This window comes from Tolypothrix tenuis PCC 7101, from assembly GCF_963874875.1.
GTDB lineage: Bacteria > Cyanobacteriota > Cyanobacteriia > Cyanobacteriales > Nostocaceae > Aulosira > Aulosira tenue.
On record NZ_CAWNJS010000001.1, the window covers coordinates 6,406,314 to 6,422,171 of the forward strand.

13 protein-coding genes are annotated in these 15,858 nt (G+C 41.9%); 9 read left to right on the plus strand and 4 right to left on the minus strand.

The window, feature by feature from the left end; genetic code table 11:
• Positions 1 to 291: 291 nt before the first annotated feature.
• The 3 genes from ffh to AACU25_RS25335 all read right to left on the minus strand — a co-directional run bounded on the left by ffh (position 292) and on the right by AACU25_RS25335 (position 3,756).
• On the minus strand, positions 292 to 1,752 hold the full coding sequence (ffh, locus tag AACU25_RS25325; RefSeq protein ID WP_096580394.1) for a signal recognition particle protein: 1,461 nt from the start codon (positions 1,750 to 1,752) through the stop codon (positions 292 to 294).
• A 206-nt stretch (positions 1,753 to 1,958) separates the two neighbouring features.
• Positions 1,959 to 3,347, minus strand: coding sequence for an aminopeptidase P family protein (locus AACU25_RS25330; protein WP_096580396.1), 1,389 nt, complete (start codon positions 3,345 to 3,347; stop codon positions 1,959 to 1,961).
• Positions 3,348 to 3,495: 148 nt separating this feature from the next.
• The gene (locus AACU25_RS25335; protein ID WP_096580398.1) at positions 3,496 to 3,756 is read right to left on the minus strand and encodes a hypothetical protein; all 261 of its coding nucleotides are present in this window, start codon (positions 3,754 to 3,756) and stop codon (positions 3,496 to 3,498) included.
• A gap of 815 nt (positions 3,757 to 4,571) precedes the next feature.
• Between AACU25_RS25335 and AACU25_RS25340 the strand changes: the two genes are divergently transcribed.
• The 5 genes from AACU25_RS25340 to AACU25_RS25360 all read left to right on the plus strand — a co-directional run bounded on the left by AACU25_RS25340 (position 4,572) and on the right by AACU25_RS25360 (position 10,281).
• Positions 4,572 to 4,736: a hypothetical protein gene (locus AACU25_RS25340; protein WP_190445953.1), complete on the plus strand. Its 165-nt coding sequence runs from the start codon at positions 4,572 to 4,574 to the stop codon at positions 4,734 to 4,736.
• 6 nt (positions 4,737 to 4,742) lie between these two features.
• Positions 4,743 to 7,541 (plus strand): PAS domain-containing hybrid sensor histidine kinase/response regulator, encoded by a 2,799-nt coding sequence (locus AACU25_RS25345; RefSeq protein WP_199347468.1) that lies wholly within the window; start codon positions 4,743 to 4,745, stop codon positions 7,539 to 7,541.
• 42 nt (positions 7,542 to 7,583) lie between these two features.
• Positions 7,584 to 8,381, plus strand: a complete 798-nt coding sequence (locus AACU25_RS25350; RefSeq protein ID WP_096580400.1) for a PhzF family phenazine biosynthesis protein — start codon at positions 7,584 to 7,586, stop codon at positions 8,379 to 8,381.
• Between the two features lie 296 nt (positions 8,382 to 8,677).
• Entirely contained in the window at positions 8,678 to 9,538 is an 861-nt protein-coding gene (locus AACU25_RS25355; RefSeq protein ID WP_096580402.1) for a DNA-methyltransferase, read from the plus strand.
• A gap of 296 nt (positions 9,539 to 9,834) precedes the next feature.
• Entirely contained in the window at positions 9,835 to 10,281 is a 447-nt protein-coding gene (locus tag AACU25_RS25360) for a DUF4332 domain-containing protein (RefSeq protein ID WP_096580404.1), read from the plus strand.
• A gap of 72 nt (positions 10,282 to 10,353) precedes the next feature.
• On the opposite strand, the gene AACU25_RS25365 is transcribed toward AACU25_RS25360, so the two are convergent.
• Positions 10,354 to 10,968 (minus strand): TetR/AcrR family transcriptional regulator, encoded by a 615-nt coding sequence (locus AACU25_RS25365; RefSeq protein WP_096580406.1) that lies wholly within the window; start codon positions 10,966 to 10,968, stop codon positions 10,354 to 10,356.
• 431 nt (positions 10,969 to 11,399) lie between these two features.
• Here AACU25_RS25365 and AACU25_RS25370 point away from each other — a divergent pair, with 431 nt between their 5' ends.
• The 4 genes from AACU25_RS25370 to AACU25_RS25385 all read left to right on the plus strand — a co-directional run bounded on the left by AACU25_RS25370 (position 11,400) and on the right by AACU25_RS25385 (position 15,836).
• Positions 11,400 to 12,971 (plus strand): M16 family metallopeptidase, encoded by a 1,572-nt coding sequence (locus AACU25_RS25370; protein ID WP_321206845.1) that lies wholly within the window; start codon positions 11,400 to 11,402, stop codon positions 12,969 to 12,971.
• 80 nt (positions 12,972 to 13,051) lie between these two features.
• Positions 13,052 to 14,557 (plus strand): M16 family metallopeptidase, encoded by a 1,506-nt coding sequence (locus tag AACU25_RS25375; RefSeq protein WP_422641112.1) that lies wholly within the window; start codon positions 13,052 to 13,054, stop codon positions 14,555 to 14,557.
• A 599-nt stretch (positions 14,558 to 15,156) separates the two neighbouring features.
• Positions 15,157 to 15,384, plus strand: a complete 228-nt coding sequence (locus AACU25_RS25380) for a hypothetical protein (RefSeq protein ID WP_096580412.1) — start codon at positions 15,157 to 15,159, stop codon at positions 15,382 to 15,384.
• Positions 15,385 to 15,593: 209 nt separating this feature from the next.
• Complete coding sequence (locus AACU25_RS25385; RefSeq protein WP_096580414.1) at positions 15,594 to 15,836, plus strand: hypothetical protein; 243 nt, start codon at positions 15,594 to 15,596, stop codon at positions 15,834 to 15,836.
• The last annotated feature ends 22 nt before the right edge of the window (positions 15,837 to 15,858 follow it).

Consider the following 15,858-nt stretch of genomic DNA (forward strand, 5'->3'; position numbering starts at 1 on the left):
ACAGCAAGTGTCGTTATGAGGATTCAAAAGTCGAAAAACTTTGTGGTATGTAGCTTTCGACTGTTACAAGCAAGTAAGCTAACTGTGGCTGTTGCCAATTAATTGCAGCCTAAATTCTTGTAGACACAATTTTCCATACTGGAATGATAATTTTAGCACTTGCTGGGCATTAACTGCTATTAGTTGTTTGGTAATGGGTAATGGGTAATGGGTAATGGGTAATGGGTAATGGAAATTTCTCCCCTGCTTCCTCATCTTCCTCATCTCCCTGCCCCCTGCCCCTTTTCCTCTTTAAAGATTCCCAAAACCTTTCCTTTTCTTGTCTTTCTTTTTCTTTTTAGCTGCGCCAGGGTTGCCGGGATAACCTCGCCAGCCGGGGGCTGCGGGACGATTGCCGCCACCAGCGAAGGCGTTGCCCATACCACCGCCGAACATTCCGGGCATACCAGGAAATTGACCTTGGCCCATTTGTTGCATGAGCGATCGCATTTTTTGGAAATCAGCTACTAGTTTGCTGACATCTGCTTCTTTATAACCAGAGCCAGATGCAATCCGCCGTCTGCGGCTGGGAGAACTGGCTAATAAATCAGGGTCGTGGCGTTCTTGGCGAGTCATGGAGTTAATCATGGCTTCACAGCGTTTTAGCTGGGTTTCTCCATGCTTTAGCTGGTCGTCGGAAAGCTTGTTCATCCCGGGAATCATTTTGATGATTCCACCCAGGGAACCCATGTTTTTCAGTAAGCGTAATTGCTTGAGAAAGTCCGTAAAGTCAAATTTTGCTGACAGGATTTTCTCCTGCATTTGCTCGGCATCTGCCAAGTCAATTTCTTCTTGGGCTTTTTCTACCAAGGTCAAGACATCGCCCATACCCAAAATTCGGGATGCCATCCGGTCTGGGTAAAATGGTTGCAGCGCCTCGACTTTTTCACCAACACCGACAAATTTAATGGGTGCGCCGGAAATTTGCCGCACCGATAGCGCTGCACCACCACGGCTATCACCATCCATTTTGGTCAGAATTGCGCCAGTAATACCAATTTGTTCGTGGAAGGTACGGGTAAGATTTGCTGCTTCTTGCCCAGTCATGGAGTCCACAACTAGCAAGGTTTCGTGGGGCTGGACGGTGTCTTTAATCCGGGCTAGTTCTGCCATCATGTCTTCGTCAATTTGCAGACGACCAGCCGTATCAATAATTACTGTATTTACGCCTTGTGCCTTGGCTTGTTCTACACCTTGACGAGCAATTTCTACTGGATCGGCATCGCTTCCCAGTTCAAATACTGGTACTTCAATTTGCTTACCCAAGGTAATTAACTGATCAATCGCCGCTGGACGATATACGTCTGTTGCCACCAGTAAACAGCTGCGATCTAATTTCCGCAGGTGTAAAGCTAACTTAGCAGTAGCAGTGGTTTTACCAGTACCTTGCAACCCAGCCATTAACACAATAGTAGGCTGTTCCTCCGCTTCTACTAGGGGAACATTTTCTTCCCCCATCACCTGCACGAGTTCATCGTAAACAATTTTGATAAACTGTTCGCCAGGTCGCACGCCAGCGATTACCTCAGCCCCCTGTGCTCTGGCTTCGACTTCACTAATAAAATCTTTGACTACCTGGAGATTAACATCTGCTTCCAACAAGGCGCGGCGTACTTCTCGCAAAGCGTCTTGAATGTTGGACTGAGAAATTTTATCTTGTCCTCGGAGTTTCTTCCAGGCAGATTCTAAACGATCAGATAATGCATCAAACATAATTTCGATTACAGATAGTAAGCCAGTAGGAAATTTGGGTAGAGTTGTAACGTGCTATTTACCAGCTTAGTAGTTTTCCCAGCGACTTGAGCAACTCGATACGTATCTGGGGGGATTGGGGACTGGGGATTGGGGAAAAGGGGAAAAGGGGAAAGGGTAAAAGGGGAAAGGGGAACAAACAGCAATTACCTATTACCAATTACCTATTACCAATTACCCATTACTAGATTTTCTATGGTAGCGGCATCATTCGGTAATGCAGCGGTTAAAACTTCGCTACCTGCATCTGTGACTAAAACGTCATCTTCGATGCGGATACCGCGGACATCGGCAAATTGAGATAAGCGTTCCCAGTTAACTATATTTTGGTATTTTGAGCTTTGTTTAGCATCATTTAACATTGCTGGGACTTGATAAAAACCAGGCTCAATTGTGACTAACATTCCTGGGCGTAGGGGACGATTTAAACGTAGGTAGCTGAAGCCAAAGCGATCGCTTCTTGTACGTCCTGCTTCATAACCTGCTAAATCACCCAAGTCTTCCATATCATGCACATCTAAGCCCAATAGATGCCCAATACCGTGGGGGAAAAACAAGGCATGAGCATTTATCTCTACTAAATCTTCAGCTTTTCCTTGTAAAATGCCTAAATTTGCTAAACCATCAGCTATGACTGTGGCAGCTAATAAATGAATTTCCCCATACTCCACACCTGGGCGGATTTTGGCAATACAAGCATCATGGGCTGCTAACACGACATCATAAATATCTCTTTGGGTGGAGGAAAATTTACCGGATACAGGCCAGGTGCGAGTAATATCAGCCGCCCAGCCCATTTCGGTTTCCGCGCCCACATCAGCCAGTAGTAAATCACCAGGTTGCAGGGGATGGTGATATTGCTCGTTGTGCAAAACTTCGCCGTGGACTGTGACAATACTGTTGTAAGCAGTCGTCATGTTATGGGCGATGATCACTCCTTCCATTGCGCCACGCACTTCTGCTTCCCTTTTAGCTTTGGGTGTGGCTGCCATCCCGGCTTTATGGGCTGCTATACTCACAGCCGCGGCTTTGCGTAATTCAGTTAATGCGCCTTCATCGTGGGTGAGGCGTAAAGAAACAATCGCCTTGGCTAACTCTAAGTCAATTCCTTGGGGTGAACTTTGCGGCAAAACCCATCTATTGAATAGCTGGGATTGCTGTGTCCAAGTAGCTGCATCTTGGACTGCGATCGTCGCTGCGTCTGCTAGGGATGACTCTAGTTCTGCCATTGGTTTAGCGCCATCAGCCCCAATCATCTGGGCGATTTCCTCACGCTTGGGCATTTCTCCATGCCAGAGAGCGCTGCTAGGTTTAGGATCGTCTATGAATAATTCCAGCTTTCCTGCTTCCAAGCGAATTGCCGCATTTGGTAAGGGTAGCCCAGCAAAATAGAGAAAATGACTACTAGCGCGGAAAGGAAAAACATTAGCTTGAAAGTTACGCGGATTGCTACTTCCTGACCACAGAATTGCTGGAAAATCAATCAGGCTAGCTAACTTTTGCCGTCTTTGGCGTAGGATATCAACCAGAGAACTAGAGGTTTGTTGAATAACCATAAACACAAACTCAGCTTTTATTAAAATTATGAATTATCAATTATTGATTTAAAACTCTCATGCCCTTCAGCAGCGTGGAGTTATATTCAGCCAAGATGCAATCTTGACTGAAAAAATTCTTGCATGAACGAATCCGCAAAATTGTTAATCAATTTTTATCATCATCGTCTTTGTCATCTTTGCTGTCATCATCTTTTTCATCCTCATCATCATCGTCTTTATCTCGATCTGATTCAGGCTGTTCGGTAGATTTATTTTTGTACTGTTCTTTTTGTTGCTCGGTTTTTTCTTGTGGTTTTTGTACTTCATTAGTGCAGCTGATTAATCCTACAGAAATTAGCGCTAAGTTAATAGCTGCGACAATGAATCCAAGGATTTTGAGGCTTAAATTCGGCTTTTGGTGTAGCATTACCTTAAACTTTCATGCTGGAAGTGTACTCATTTCTCAAACATAAACTACATTTAGATTGAAAAACCATGATTTTTAGAGCCAAACCTTTAAATAAGCTAAACCACATCTAGTTTGCATAATCTGAAATTGTATATTTATTCTGGGTTGGGCATCTTGCCCGCTCAATATATGCAAGTTAAATATGGAACAGCTTATCAATTGATGTTCAGTTAAAAAGTGGTTAATTGAGAGCATTTCAATTTTGCAAATTTATCAAATTAAAACTAGTCATTACGAATGTGGTTAGTTTTTCTGAATTATTGTCTTAGTCCTAGCCACAATTTTGAATACTAAATTGGTGTTCTAGCAATCATGCAAAGTTTTGTTAGCAAAACTAATATGAGTCTCATATTTGATGTTTGAAATAAACTTAGCTGCGTTAGCTTTAGCGTAACGCACCACAAATTAATCTGAGGGGTACTTGTACATTGACAAAACGTGGCATCTATGCACAATAGGTTGTATACAAGTGTGTAACGCTGACTATTATCTAAAAACCTTTATCCGTACCTGAGCGGGTAATATAATTGCTTTAATACGCCAGTTTATATATAAGCTGGCATAGAGTAAAAATTCAACATTTTTAGTTTTCCCTATTGATATTTGCGGCTTCTCATCTACTAGCAAAGTTTAATTAAGCTAAAATGTGCGAGTTCATTAGGGCTGGAACTTAATTGACCCACCCTGGCAAGCTATTCATGCTGATGGTACTCCTTTTCCCGGTGATACCCATCCAGCAATAATCACGTTACAAGCCCTGTAATGATGTGGTGATGGGGTTGTATCAACCCAATGGCAAAGTGGTTTGGTTACTGATGCAGACAAAACCTTTGTGGGGAGTAGAAGTGACCCCCTACGGTATGATAGCCACCTTTGCTGATATTACAGAGCAAATTTGCTCATCCCCTACAGATCCGCCTCTAGAATTACAAAGCTAACCAACCGTGAACAAGCAGGAACCAGACAATAGTGCATCGACATCAGAAGCAGCCTTTTTCTTTGAGCGATCGCTCGATCTGCTGGCGGTGATTGGTATGGATGGGTATTTTAAGCGGATAAACCCAGCATTTACTCAAATTCTCGGTTACTCCAAAGCAGAATTTTTAGCCAGTCCTTTTATCAACTTTGTCCATCCAGATGACCATTCCGTCACGCTGGCAGAAATGGAGAAGTTAAAAGCAGGCGCACCTATTCTAAATTTTGAGAATCGTTACCGGACAAAGGATGGCCGCTATCGCTGGTTGGAATGGACAGGATCGCCGCAGATTGACCAGGATGTAATATACTGCGTTGCCCGTGATATTACTCAGCAAAAAGAGACAGAAGCAGCTCTAGAACGCGCTAACCAGGAACTAGAACAGCGCGTTGCCGAACGGACTGCCCAGTTAGAACAGGTAAATGCAGCATTGCGGGAGAGCGAACAACGCAACCAGTTGGCAATGGAAGTTGCCCGGATATTTACCTTTGAGTGGGAACCACATACTGATATCGTTAAGCGATCGCCTCAATGTGGTGTGATTTTGGGTTTAAGCTCAACAGATGCAGAAGCGGACACAGGAGCCAATTTTGTGCAACGAGTGCATCCAGAAGATCGCGATCGCTTCATAGCAGTTTTACAAGCACTGACACCTGAGAACAGCACTTACAAGACTACCTATCGAGTTATACGCCCAGATGGACAAATTGTGACATTGGAGGAAAGCGCACGGGCGCTGTTTGACGAGCAAGGACAGTTAACCCGACTGATTGGCATGACGGCGGATATCACAGAACGCCAGCGACTAGAAGCCGAATTAAAGGCAAGTCAGACGACTTTGCAACGACAACTAGCTGAAATTGAAACTATTTACCAGTCTGCACCCATCGGGTTAAATGTACTCGATGCCGATCTGCGCTTTGTGCGAATTAATCAGCGATTGGCAGAAATCAATGGATTTTCCACAGAAGAACACATTGGGCGAACAATACGAGAGTTACTGCCCAATATTGCGGATACTGCCGAAGCGTTGTTACTCCCTATCTTTGAAACCGGAGAACCGCTACTAAATGTCGAAATCCGGGGCGAAACTCCAGCAAAACCGGGAGTAAAGCGTGTTTGGTTAGAAAGCTTTTTGCCGTTGAAAGATGGCGATCGCATAATAGGCATTAACACCGTTTGTCAAGAAATCACCGATCGCAAACAGGTAGAAGAAGCCTTGCGTAGTTCAGAAGAACGCTATCGCACCTTGTTTGAGACGATGGAAGATGGCTTTTGTGTGGTCGAAATGCTGTTTGATGAAAATACTACCCCGATAGATTACCGCTTTTTGGAAATTAACCCAGCATTTGAGCGAGAAACTGGACTGCAACAGGCAATTGGTAAAACTGCAAGTCAACTGCTTCCAAATCTCGAAAAATTTTGGTTTGAAACTTATGGCAGAGTCGCTCTCACAGGTGAACCGGTGCGCTTTGAAAATGGCTCTGATGCCATGAATCGCTGGTTTGAGGTTTATGCTTTTCCTATCGAAGGGTCAGAGAATCACAAAGTTGCGATCTTGTTTAAGAATATTAGCGATCGCAAAGCCATTGAAGCGCAAAAAGAAAAGTTACTTCAGCAAGAGCAAGCTGCACGAGAAGCTGCAGAACGTGCCAATCGAGTCAAAGATGAATTTCTCGCGATTCTCTCCCATGAACTGCGAACACCCCTAAACCCGATTTTGGGTTGGGCAAAAATCTTACAATCACCGAAAATTACTCCCGAAAAGCTCCAGCAAGGGTTAAGCACAATCGAGCGTAATGCTAAACAACAGGTGCAACTAATTGACGATCTGCTCGATATCTCTCGCATCATTCGTGGCAAACTCTCTTTGAGCTTTGCAGCGATTAATTTATCAGAGCCAATCGCTGCAGCTTTAGAAACTGTTAGTTTAGCAGCAGAAGCAAAAGCTATTCAGTTGGAAGTCTTGCTCGATTCCACCGTCGGGTACGTCAAAGGAGATACTAGCAGATTACAACAGGTAGTCTGGAATTTACTCTCGAATGCGATTAAATTCACCCCCACAGGCGGACAGGTGACGGTGCAACTTACCCGTGTTGATCGCTATGCTCAAATTCAGGTTAGCGATACCGGCAATGGCATTAAACTCGAATTTTTGCCCCATGTATTTGAGTTATTTCAACAACAGGATAGTTCTACCACTCGTGCCTTTGGTGGATTGGGTTTAGGATTGGCGATCGCGCGTCAGGTAGTGGAAGCGCACGGTGGTACAATCGCTGTTGCTAGTGCTGGAGAAGGGCAAGGGGCAACCTTTACCGTACAATTGCCGTTGATGTCTGTATCAAATCTCAATATTCCTGATTTCTGCAACCATCCCACACTCAATTTAAAGGATCGGCGGGTGATAGTAGTAGATGATGAGGCAGATTCCCTGGAACTGGTTAAGGTGGTACTAGAAGAAGAAGGCGCAGTTGTAGAAGTAGTATCCTCAGCTACTAACGCCCTACCAGTACTGACTCAAGCACCATTCGATTTGCTGATCAGCGATATTGGAATGCCAGAGATGGACGGTTACAATTTCATTCGTCAGATTCGCGCCCTACCACCTCGATTCAACCGAGATATTCCGGCGATCGCCCTCACCGCCTATGCTGGTGAGGAAAATCAACGCAAAATCCTCGCCGCTGGTTTTCAAGCACATTTAGCCAAACCAATTGAACCGCAAAACTTGTTAGATGCGATCGCTGCTTTAATGATTTCAAATTAGCTGGTGAATAAATTCAAAAATATTTCAAATAAGGGTGATTCTATGGGACAAATCATTACACAGGTGGATGCTTTCACCAATACACCATTTGCAGGCAACCCTGCGGCTGTTTGTGTGTTACCTGCGCCGAAAAGCGATCGCTGGATGCAGAATGTGGCGCAGGAAATGAATTTATCGGAGACGGCTTTTCTCGTCAAGCAGGATGATGGTTTTAATCTGCGTTGGTTTACACCAACTGTAGAAGTACCCCTTTGTGGTCATGCAACTTTAGCTAGCGCCCATGTACTTTGGTCTGAGGGACATTTATTATCTAATGAAGCTGCTCGTTTTTATACTAAAAGCGGTGTATTAATTGCCAAAAAGCTGGGCGAATGGATTGAGTTAGATTTTCCTGTTAATTATTCACAACCTACTGATGCACCAGAGGAACTGTGTGAAGCTTTGGGTGTAGGTTGTAAATCTGTTTTACAAAATTCCCTCGGTTATTTGGTAGAAGTAGATTCTGAGGATTTGGTATGGCATATACAGCCTAATTTTCAACTACTGAAGACTTTGCTGGTGTCGGATGTGATTGTTACTAGCCTAACTCACGGCAATTCTGATTACGATTTTGTTTCTCGCTTTTTTGCGCCCGGATTGGGTATAAATGAAGACCCAGTCACTGGTGCGGCTCATTGCTGTCTTGCACCCTTCTGGCGCGATCGCTTGGGTAAGGATGAGTTTTTAGCTTATCAAGCATCCAGCCGTGGAGGAGTGGTAAAGGTGCGTTATCCAGGAGGCGATCGCGTTTTTTTAGCTGGACAAGCAGTTACTGTATTACGTGGGGAACTATACAATTAATTTTGATAAATTTCATCACGAATTGCCAAAATAAAGTTCACGAATAATTACAATATACCTCTTGCATAAGGCTTGAGCATCAGCGTTTATCAAGTAACCACAAATTAATATTATTGACGCTGACTGATATCAAATCTGGCTAATTACTTACGATATGGTTGGTCTTGTTAGTCATTAGTAATTGGTAATTGTTAAATTGTATTTTTCTTTCCCATTACCCATTACCCATTACCCATTACCAACCTTCACAGATATGATAAATGTTCAACCGGATATGACTGATTGATATTGAGGCTATGAAATTATTTTATTCCCATGAAAGTGGCAAACTTTGGCAAGGAGATGCTATCGAATGGTTGGGTAGTTTAGATACAGAGTCGGTTGATTTAGTGATTGCCGACCCTCCATATAATATTAAAAAAGCAGAGTGGGATACCTTCGCATCTCAGGAAGCTTATGTGCAATGGTCTTTAATTTGGATTGAGCAAGTATCACGTATTCTTAAACCTAAGGGAAGTTTTTATATTTGTGGTTTTTCGGAAATATTAGCTGATATTAAATTACCTGCTTCGCGGTTCTTTAAAGGTTGTCGTTGGCTAATTTGGCACTATAAAAATAAAGCAAATCTATCCAATGACTGGGGGCGTTCCCATGAAAGTATTTTGCATTTTCGCAAGTCAAAAAATTTTTATATGAATATAGATAACGTGCGGATTTTATATGGAGAGCATACATTAAAATATCCATCTCACCCACAAGCAATCACTAGCCAGTATGCAAATAATGGTAAAAATAACGGCAAAAATTGGCATCCACATTCAAAGGGAGCTAAACCTAGAGATGTGATAGAAATCCCTACAACTTGTAATGGGATGAATGAAAAAACTACACATCCTACACAAAAACCCGAAGAATTAATCAGAAAATTTATCCTGGCTTCTTCTCAACGGCAAGATATTGTTGTTGATCCATTTTTAGGCTCAGGTACTACAGCAGTAACGGCTGAACAATTAGGTAGAAGATGGTTAGGATGCGATATTAATTCTCAATATTTAGAATTTGCTTGTCAACGCATAAAAAATGCTAATCACATGAGTGATGAAGAATGGTTTTGTTTTGATAGAAAAAATGAAGAACGCAGAAAAAAAATCAGGTAGAATTAAACCTTTCTATCGCAGCCAAAATTATACACATTTAATGTGAAGTTGCACATATTTAGATCCCCCTAAATCCCCCTTAAAAAGGGGGACTTTGATAATTGTTTCCGGTTCCCCCCTTTTTTCAAGGGGGGTTAGGGGGGATCGAATTCTATGCAGTCTCATAAAGAATTGGTATTACTTCTAAAGTATTAACATCCTTTATAGCTGTCATTGATGGTCAGCATAGCCGCCTTATTTAACTAGAATAATTCTGCGGCACAATAGTTAAAGCAGCCCTGATTTAATGTGTAAAAATGTCTTCTCAACACAAAGCTAGTATAAGTTCTATCCAATCTTGTTGGCCGATTGAACAATTACCGGGATTAAGCCCAGCAGAACAATCCCAATTGCAAAATTGTGGAATTACAACCACAGGATTATTAGTCAAAAATGGCAAAACTCTAGAAGCAAGAGTGGCTTTAGCGAATAAATTACAGGTTCATCTTCAATATGTGAACAAATGGGTAGCTTTGGCTGATTTAGCCCGTATTCCTACAGTTGGGACACAATATTGTGGTTTATTGCTACACGCAGGTATTGGTTCTGTAGCACAATTGGCACAGGTTCCAGCGCACCGATTACACAAACAAATTTTACGCTTGCAGGTAGCAACAATGCAGCGCCGAGATTTATGCCCAGCAATTGAGTTAGTACAGCAGTGGAGTTATCAAGCAAGAACAGTTCTGAGTTCTGAGTTCTGAGTTCTTATCTGTGAGTAATTCTAGTTCCTAGTCCCTAGTCCCCAGTCCCTAGTCCCCAGTCCCTTCCAGTCCCTATTCTTTCGCTAAAACTCCATTAAGAAAGATATCAGCAAGTCCTTCTGCCATTTGCTGCATTTCTTGGGGCGAGGCGTTTGGTTCCATGAGGGTATTGTTGGAAAAGCCTGCGATCGCGAACATTCCCAAGAATACCTTAGCAACCAGTTTGGCATCCGTTTGGCGATAAATGCCTTTATCCATAGCTGTTTGGAAGAAAGCCTCAGCAACGTCCGTCATTTTAGTAATCACATCCAATTGAATGCGATCGCGCAAGTCTGGATGAAACTGCACTTCCATAAAACAGACTCGCATTAAATCGACATTTTTGTGCAAATTCCACATCCGACGGCGCATTACCTGAGCAACTGCTTTATAGCTTCCCATTTCGCTCAATTCTGTGAGCAAATCTGTAAGAATATCTACCCAACCGCCAGTTGCAACTTCTACCAAAATTGCTTTTTTATTAGGAAAATGACGAAACAAGGTACCCTCAGCCACACCAGCTGCTTGTGCTAAGTCGCGGGTAGTAGTACCGTCAAAGCCTTGGGAGGCAAATAATTTTTGTGCCGCTTGTAAAATACGGGTACGTGTTTGCGCTTCTGAGGGGGGAGAAGAATTAAAGACTCGCATAGCAATTATTGTTAATTTTCCGGAACATGACTTGTAGCATTATTGTCTAACGTCAAGTACAAAAATTACAGAAAGCTTAATACAAGATTAACGCTCTGTTGCTCAATTAGCCTGTCTCTTAGGTATTAAACAATTAGTAGTTCATAGTTCGTAATTAATAATTCGTAATCATGTGATGCCAATTCATCTAGAAAATACGAAATTACTCGTTGAGGTAGGGAAAAGTCAACAGTTTACAGGGAGGATTTCCCCATGATTTAGGGCTGCCATCTGTGACAAAGACTGTTTTAATAAACGAGGATATCAATTCAAATTTAATTACGAATTACTAACTAGTAATTACGAATTATGATGAAACTTTGCTTTAGTTACCGCTGATGAATCAACCCAGTTACTTGCCAGCAATTTTATATTCTTCAAAGAAGGTATCTATGATACTTTATCGATTGTTTGCTACTTTATTAGCGCTGACTATGCTTTGGAGCAGCGTGCTACCAGAAGTGGCTTTAGCGCAAACTCAAACAGCATCTCCAGCACCAAAAGTACAGCCACCTAGCAAAACTCCGAGTTCGATTCAACCTTATTTGGATCGCGTCATCAAGCAGTTGACGGAGTTTCGCCTAGATAATGGGCTAAAGTTCATTGTTTTAGAACGCCATCAAGCACCTGTAGTTTCCTTTCTTACCTACGCAGATGTGGGTGGTGTGGATGAGCCAGACGGAAAAACAGGCGTAGCACACTTTTTAGAGCATTTGGCTTTCAAAGGAACGAAACGCATTGGTACAACAGACTACAATGCTGAGAAACCATTATTAGAACGCCTAGAACAGTTAGATGCTCAAATTAGAGCCGCGAAAGCTCAGGGTAAAAAAGATGAACTTGCCAAGCTGCAAGCTGAGTTTGAGCAAGTAGAATCGCAAGCAACCAAGCTCTCCAAGCAAAATGAAATGGGGCGAATTGTCGAACAAGCGGGAGGTGTAGGTTTAAATGCCAATACTTCCACGGAGGCGACTCGTTATTTTTATAGCTTTCCAGCCAATAAGTTGGAACTGTGGATGTCTCTAGAATCAGAGCGATTTCTTGAACCTGTACTCAGCCGCGAGTTTTATAAAGAAAAAGAGGTGATTTTAGAAGAGAGGCGTTTGCGGGTAGAAAATTCACCTATCGGCTTAATGATCGAAAAGTTTATCGATGCAGCCTATAAAGTCCATCCCTACAGACGACCGGTAATTGGCTATGACCAAGATATCCGCAATTTGACACCTGAAGATGTGCAAAAGTTCTATAACACTTACTATGTACCCAGCAATTTAGCGATCGCAGTTGTGGGTGATGTGAACCCAGCAGAAGTGAAAAGACTGGCACAAATTTACTTTGGACGTTTTCCTGCAAAACCCAAAGCGGTTGAGCAAATCCCCACAGAACCAGTACAAAAGCAAACGCGTGAGGTAACTGTGCAGCTACCTTCGCAACCTTGGTATTTAGAAGGCTATCATCGTCCAGCAATTACCGATCGCGATAATGCAGTGTATGAAATCATTGCTAGTTTATTAAGTAATGGGCGCACTTCGCGGTTGTATAAATCTTTGGTCGAACAGCAGCGTGTGGCATTGACTGCCCAAGGTTTTAGTGGTTTTCCTGGCGATAAATACCCAAACCTAATGTTATTTTATGCTCTGACAGCGCCTGGTCATACAGTTGATGAATTAGCCACGGCTTTGCGAACAGAAATTGAGAAATTGAAAACTGAGCCTGTAACAGATGCAGAATTGCAGCGTGTAAAAACTCAAGCTAGAGCAGATTTGTTGCGTACCCTCGATTCTAATATGGGAATGGCGCAGCAGTTGTTGGAATATGAAGTGAAAACTGGCTCTTGGCGGAATTTGTTTAAGCAGTTGGATCAAATTGCGGCGGTAAAGACTGCAGATATTCAACGTGTGGCGAAAGCATCGTTTACAGCCGAAAATCGCACAATTGGCAAGTTGTTATCAAAGCAAGCATAGGAAACTAACCGCGAAGTACGCAAAGGACGCGAAGGGAAGAGATGAAGAAAAATATGCGAAAGTATCAGAGTAAAAGGCAGATGTTATTCAAAATCCAAAATCCGAAATCCAAAATCCAAAATTTGCGGCGGCTGATTTCTGCTTTGGTAATTGCTTTTGCCTTTGTACTTTTTACTTTTAACTTTTCGCAGGCGGCGACAGCAGCAGCCAAGCATTACACAGAGTTACAGCTACCACCGTTACCTGAGATTAAGTTACCCAAGTATGAACGCTTTGTCCTGCAAAATGGCATGGTTGTCTATTTAATGGAGGATCACGAGTTACCATTAGTAGGCGGTACAGCTTTGGTACGCACAGGAAGCCGCTTAGAACCTGCAGATAAAGTTGGCTTGGCTGACTTTACAGGTGAGGTAATGCGAACTGGGGGAACTAAGAAGCATTCGGCGGATGAACTTAACGAATTGTTGGAACAACGCGCCGCTTCGGTAGAAACTGGGATTGGTGACACTTCTGGTAGCGCTAGCTTTGAAGCACTGACGGAAGATTTAGAAACAGTATTTGGGTTATTTACTGAGGTGTTGCGAGAACCAGTATTTGCTCAAGAAAAGTTAGATTTAGCGAAGACACAAGAGAAGGGTAGTATTGCTCGCCGCAATGATAATCCCAATTCTATAGCTATCCGAGAATTTCGCAAATTGATCTATGGGAAAGATAGCCCCTATGCTCGCACCACAGAGTATGCAACTCTCGATAAGATTTCCCGTGAGGATTTGCTGAAGTTTTATCAGCAATATTTCTACCCCAACAATATAATTTTGGGCATTATAGGTGATTTTGATGCCAAAAAAATGCGATCGCTCATTCAAGCAAAATTGGGCGATTGGAAACCAAACCCCAACCTAGCTAAACCCAATTTACCGCAAGTATCCCAAGCGAATACTAGCGGCGTATTTTTTGTCAATCAGCCGCAATTAACCCAAAGTAATATTTACATTGGGCATTTGGGAGGAAAGCTAGACAGCGTAGACTATCCAGCCTTGGATGTAGTCAATGGGGTATTGAATGGCTTTGGCGGACGCTTATTTAATGAAGTGCGATCGCGTCAAGGTTTAGCTTATTCAGTATACGGTCAATGGAGTCCCCGTTACGATTATCCCGGAGTATTCATTGCTGGAGGACAAACGCGATCGCAAACTACTGTGCAGTTCGTGAAATCTCTACAAGCGGAAATTAAACGTCTGCAAACTCAAAGAGTCACCCCACAAGAACTGGCTTTTGCGAAGGAATCTACACTCAATTCTTTTGTTTTCAACTTTGAAGATCCCAACCAAACAATCTCGCGGTTGATGCGATATGAATATTACAGCTATCCTAATGATTTCTTATTTCGCTATCAAAAAGCGGTAGCAGCCACAACCACCGCAGATGTACAACGAGTTGCAAGAAAATACCTCAAACCAGAAAATTTAGTAACTCTGGTGGTGGGAAATCAAACTGCTATTCAACCGCCATTGACACAACTAGCAACACAAGTAACGCCTATTGATGTAACAATTCCCCCTGCACAACCACAAGCCAAAAATTAGTCACCATAACATTTCTGAAGCCAGTTCTAGCCACATTATCTATAGAGATGCAATAAAATGCGTCTCTATTTTTTATTTGCATTGAGCGCCATACTTACCGATAACTTTAATACTTGTCGGTTAAGGGGAAAAATGGGAATGGGAACAGGGAAAGAAAAAACCTTTAACCCTTAACCTTTAACCTTTTCCCCAAAACCAATTTTAGATTCAAAACGCTTAACCGAGTAGTATTACCGATAACCTATCTCTTCTCTAGACTCTATTCTCTATTCCCTAGCCCCTCAAAAAAAGACAAAACTCCTGTACTAAAGTCTGTAGAAGTATAGATAAAATATTGCTTTTATCAATGTAATACTCAACTATAAAAAAGGGATGAAGCGTAGTATAACTCTCTATCACGTTAATTTTATTAGTATAATTCACCTTCTGATTAAGATATCAATCGTCAGACATAAGACCTTTAGTTGTGTCTATAAAAGCATATTTAAAGCCTTGATTTTATAGGTTTATTCAACAAAAATAAAATCATGGATTAAGCAAAACAAAGTTTAATCCTCCTAAAAAAATCCTCAAATTAGTTTTATTTCGGGAGAAAAATCATGGCTTCCATCAAAATTTCTGAATTACGTCCAGCTGGTTCTGAATTATTCCAAGATTCTGAAAGCTTTCTCAATGATTTAAATTCTCAAGAAATGGAAATCATAGGAGGAAGAATTCTATTTATTTCGCGTGCTGGTTCAGTGGCTATTAGTATCAGTGCACAAACAGTTGTTGGCAATACTGTCAATGCCAATACTTTTGGTAACTTAAACACAGTGGCAGTATAAGCTCGCTTGAGCAGCTAAATAAAGGATAATTTCTCATTATTAGCAAAATCTAGTGAAGTAAATAATATTTAATATGATTTACTTCACTTAATTTGCTTAAATTTACTCAAATGTATTTCTCGCTCTCTGCAGATAGCGAAGCTTTGACAATGAATTGATGAGGATTAATTTTGTCTAATAAGACAAATAACAAATAAAAAGGAACCTAAATGTCTAATATCAAAATTTCCGAAATACTTCCCGCTGGCTCAGAGTTATTCCAAGACTCAGAAAGTTTTCTCAATGAGCTAACAAATGAGGAGATACTCGATACAAAAGGAGGTCGTCTGCCTGCCTCACTTGTTACAAATAGTTTTATTAGCATCAATAGTCAGATTAATACCATCATTACAGCTAATTCCAACTCAATTAATGCCAACACAATAGGCAATGTTAACACGAGAATAGCTTAAGAGACTTCCAGAAATTAAATTA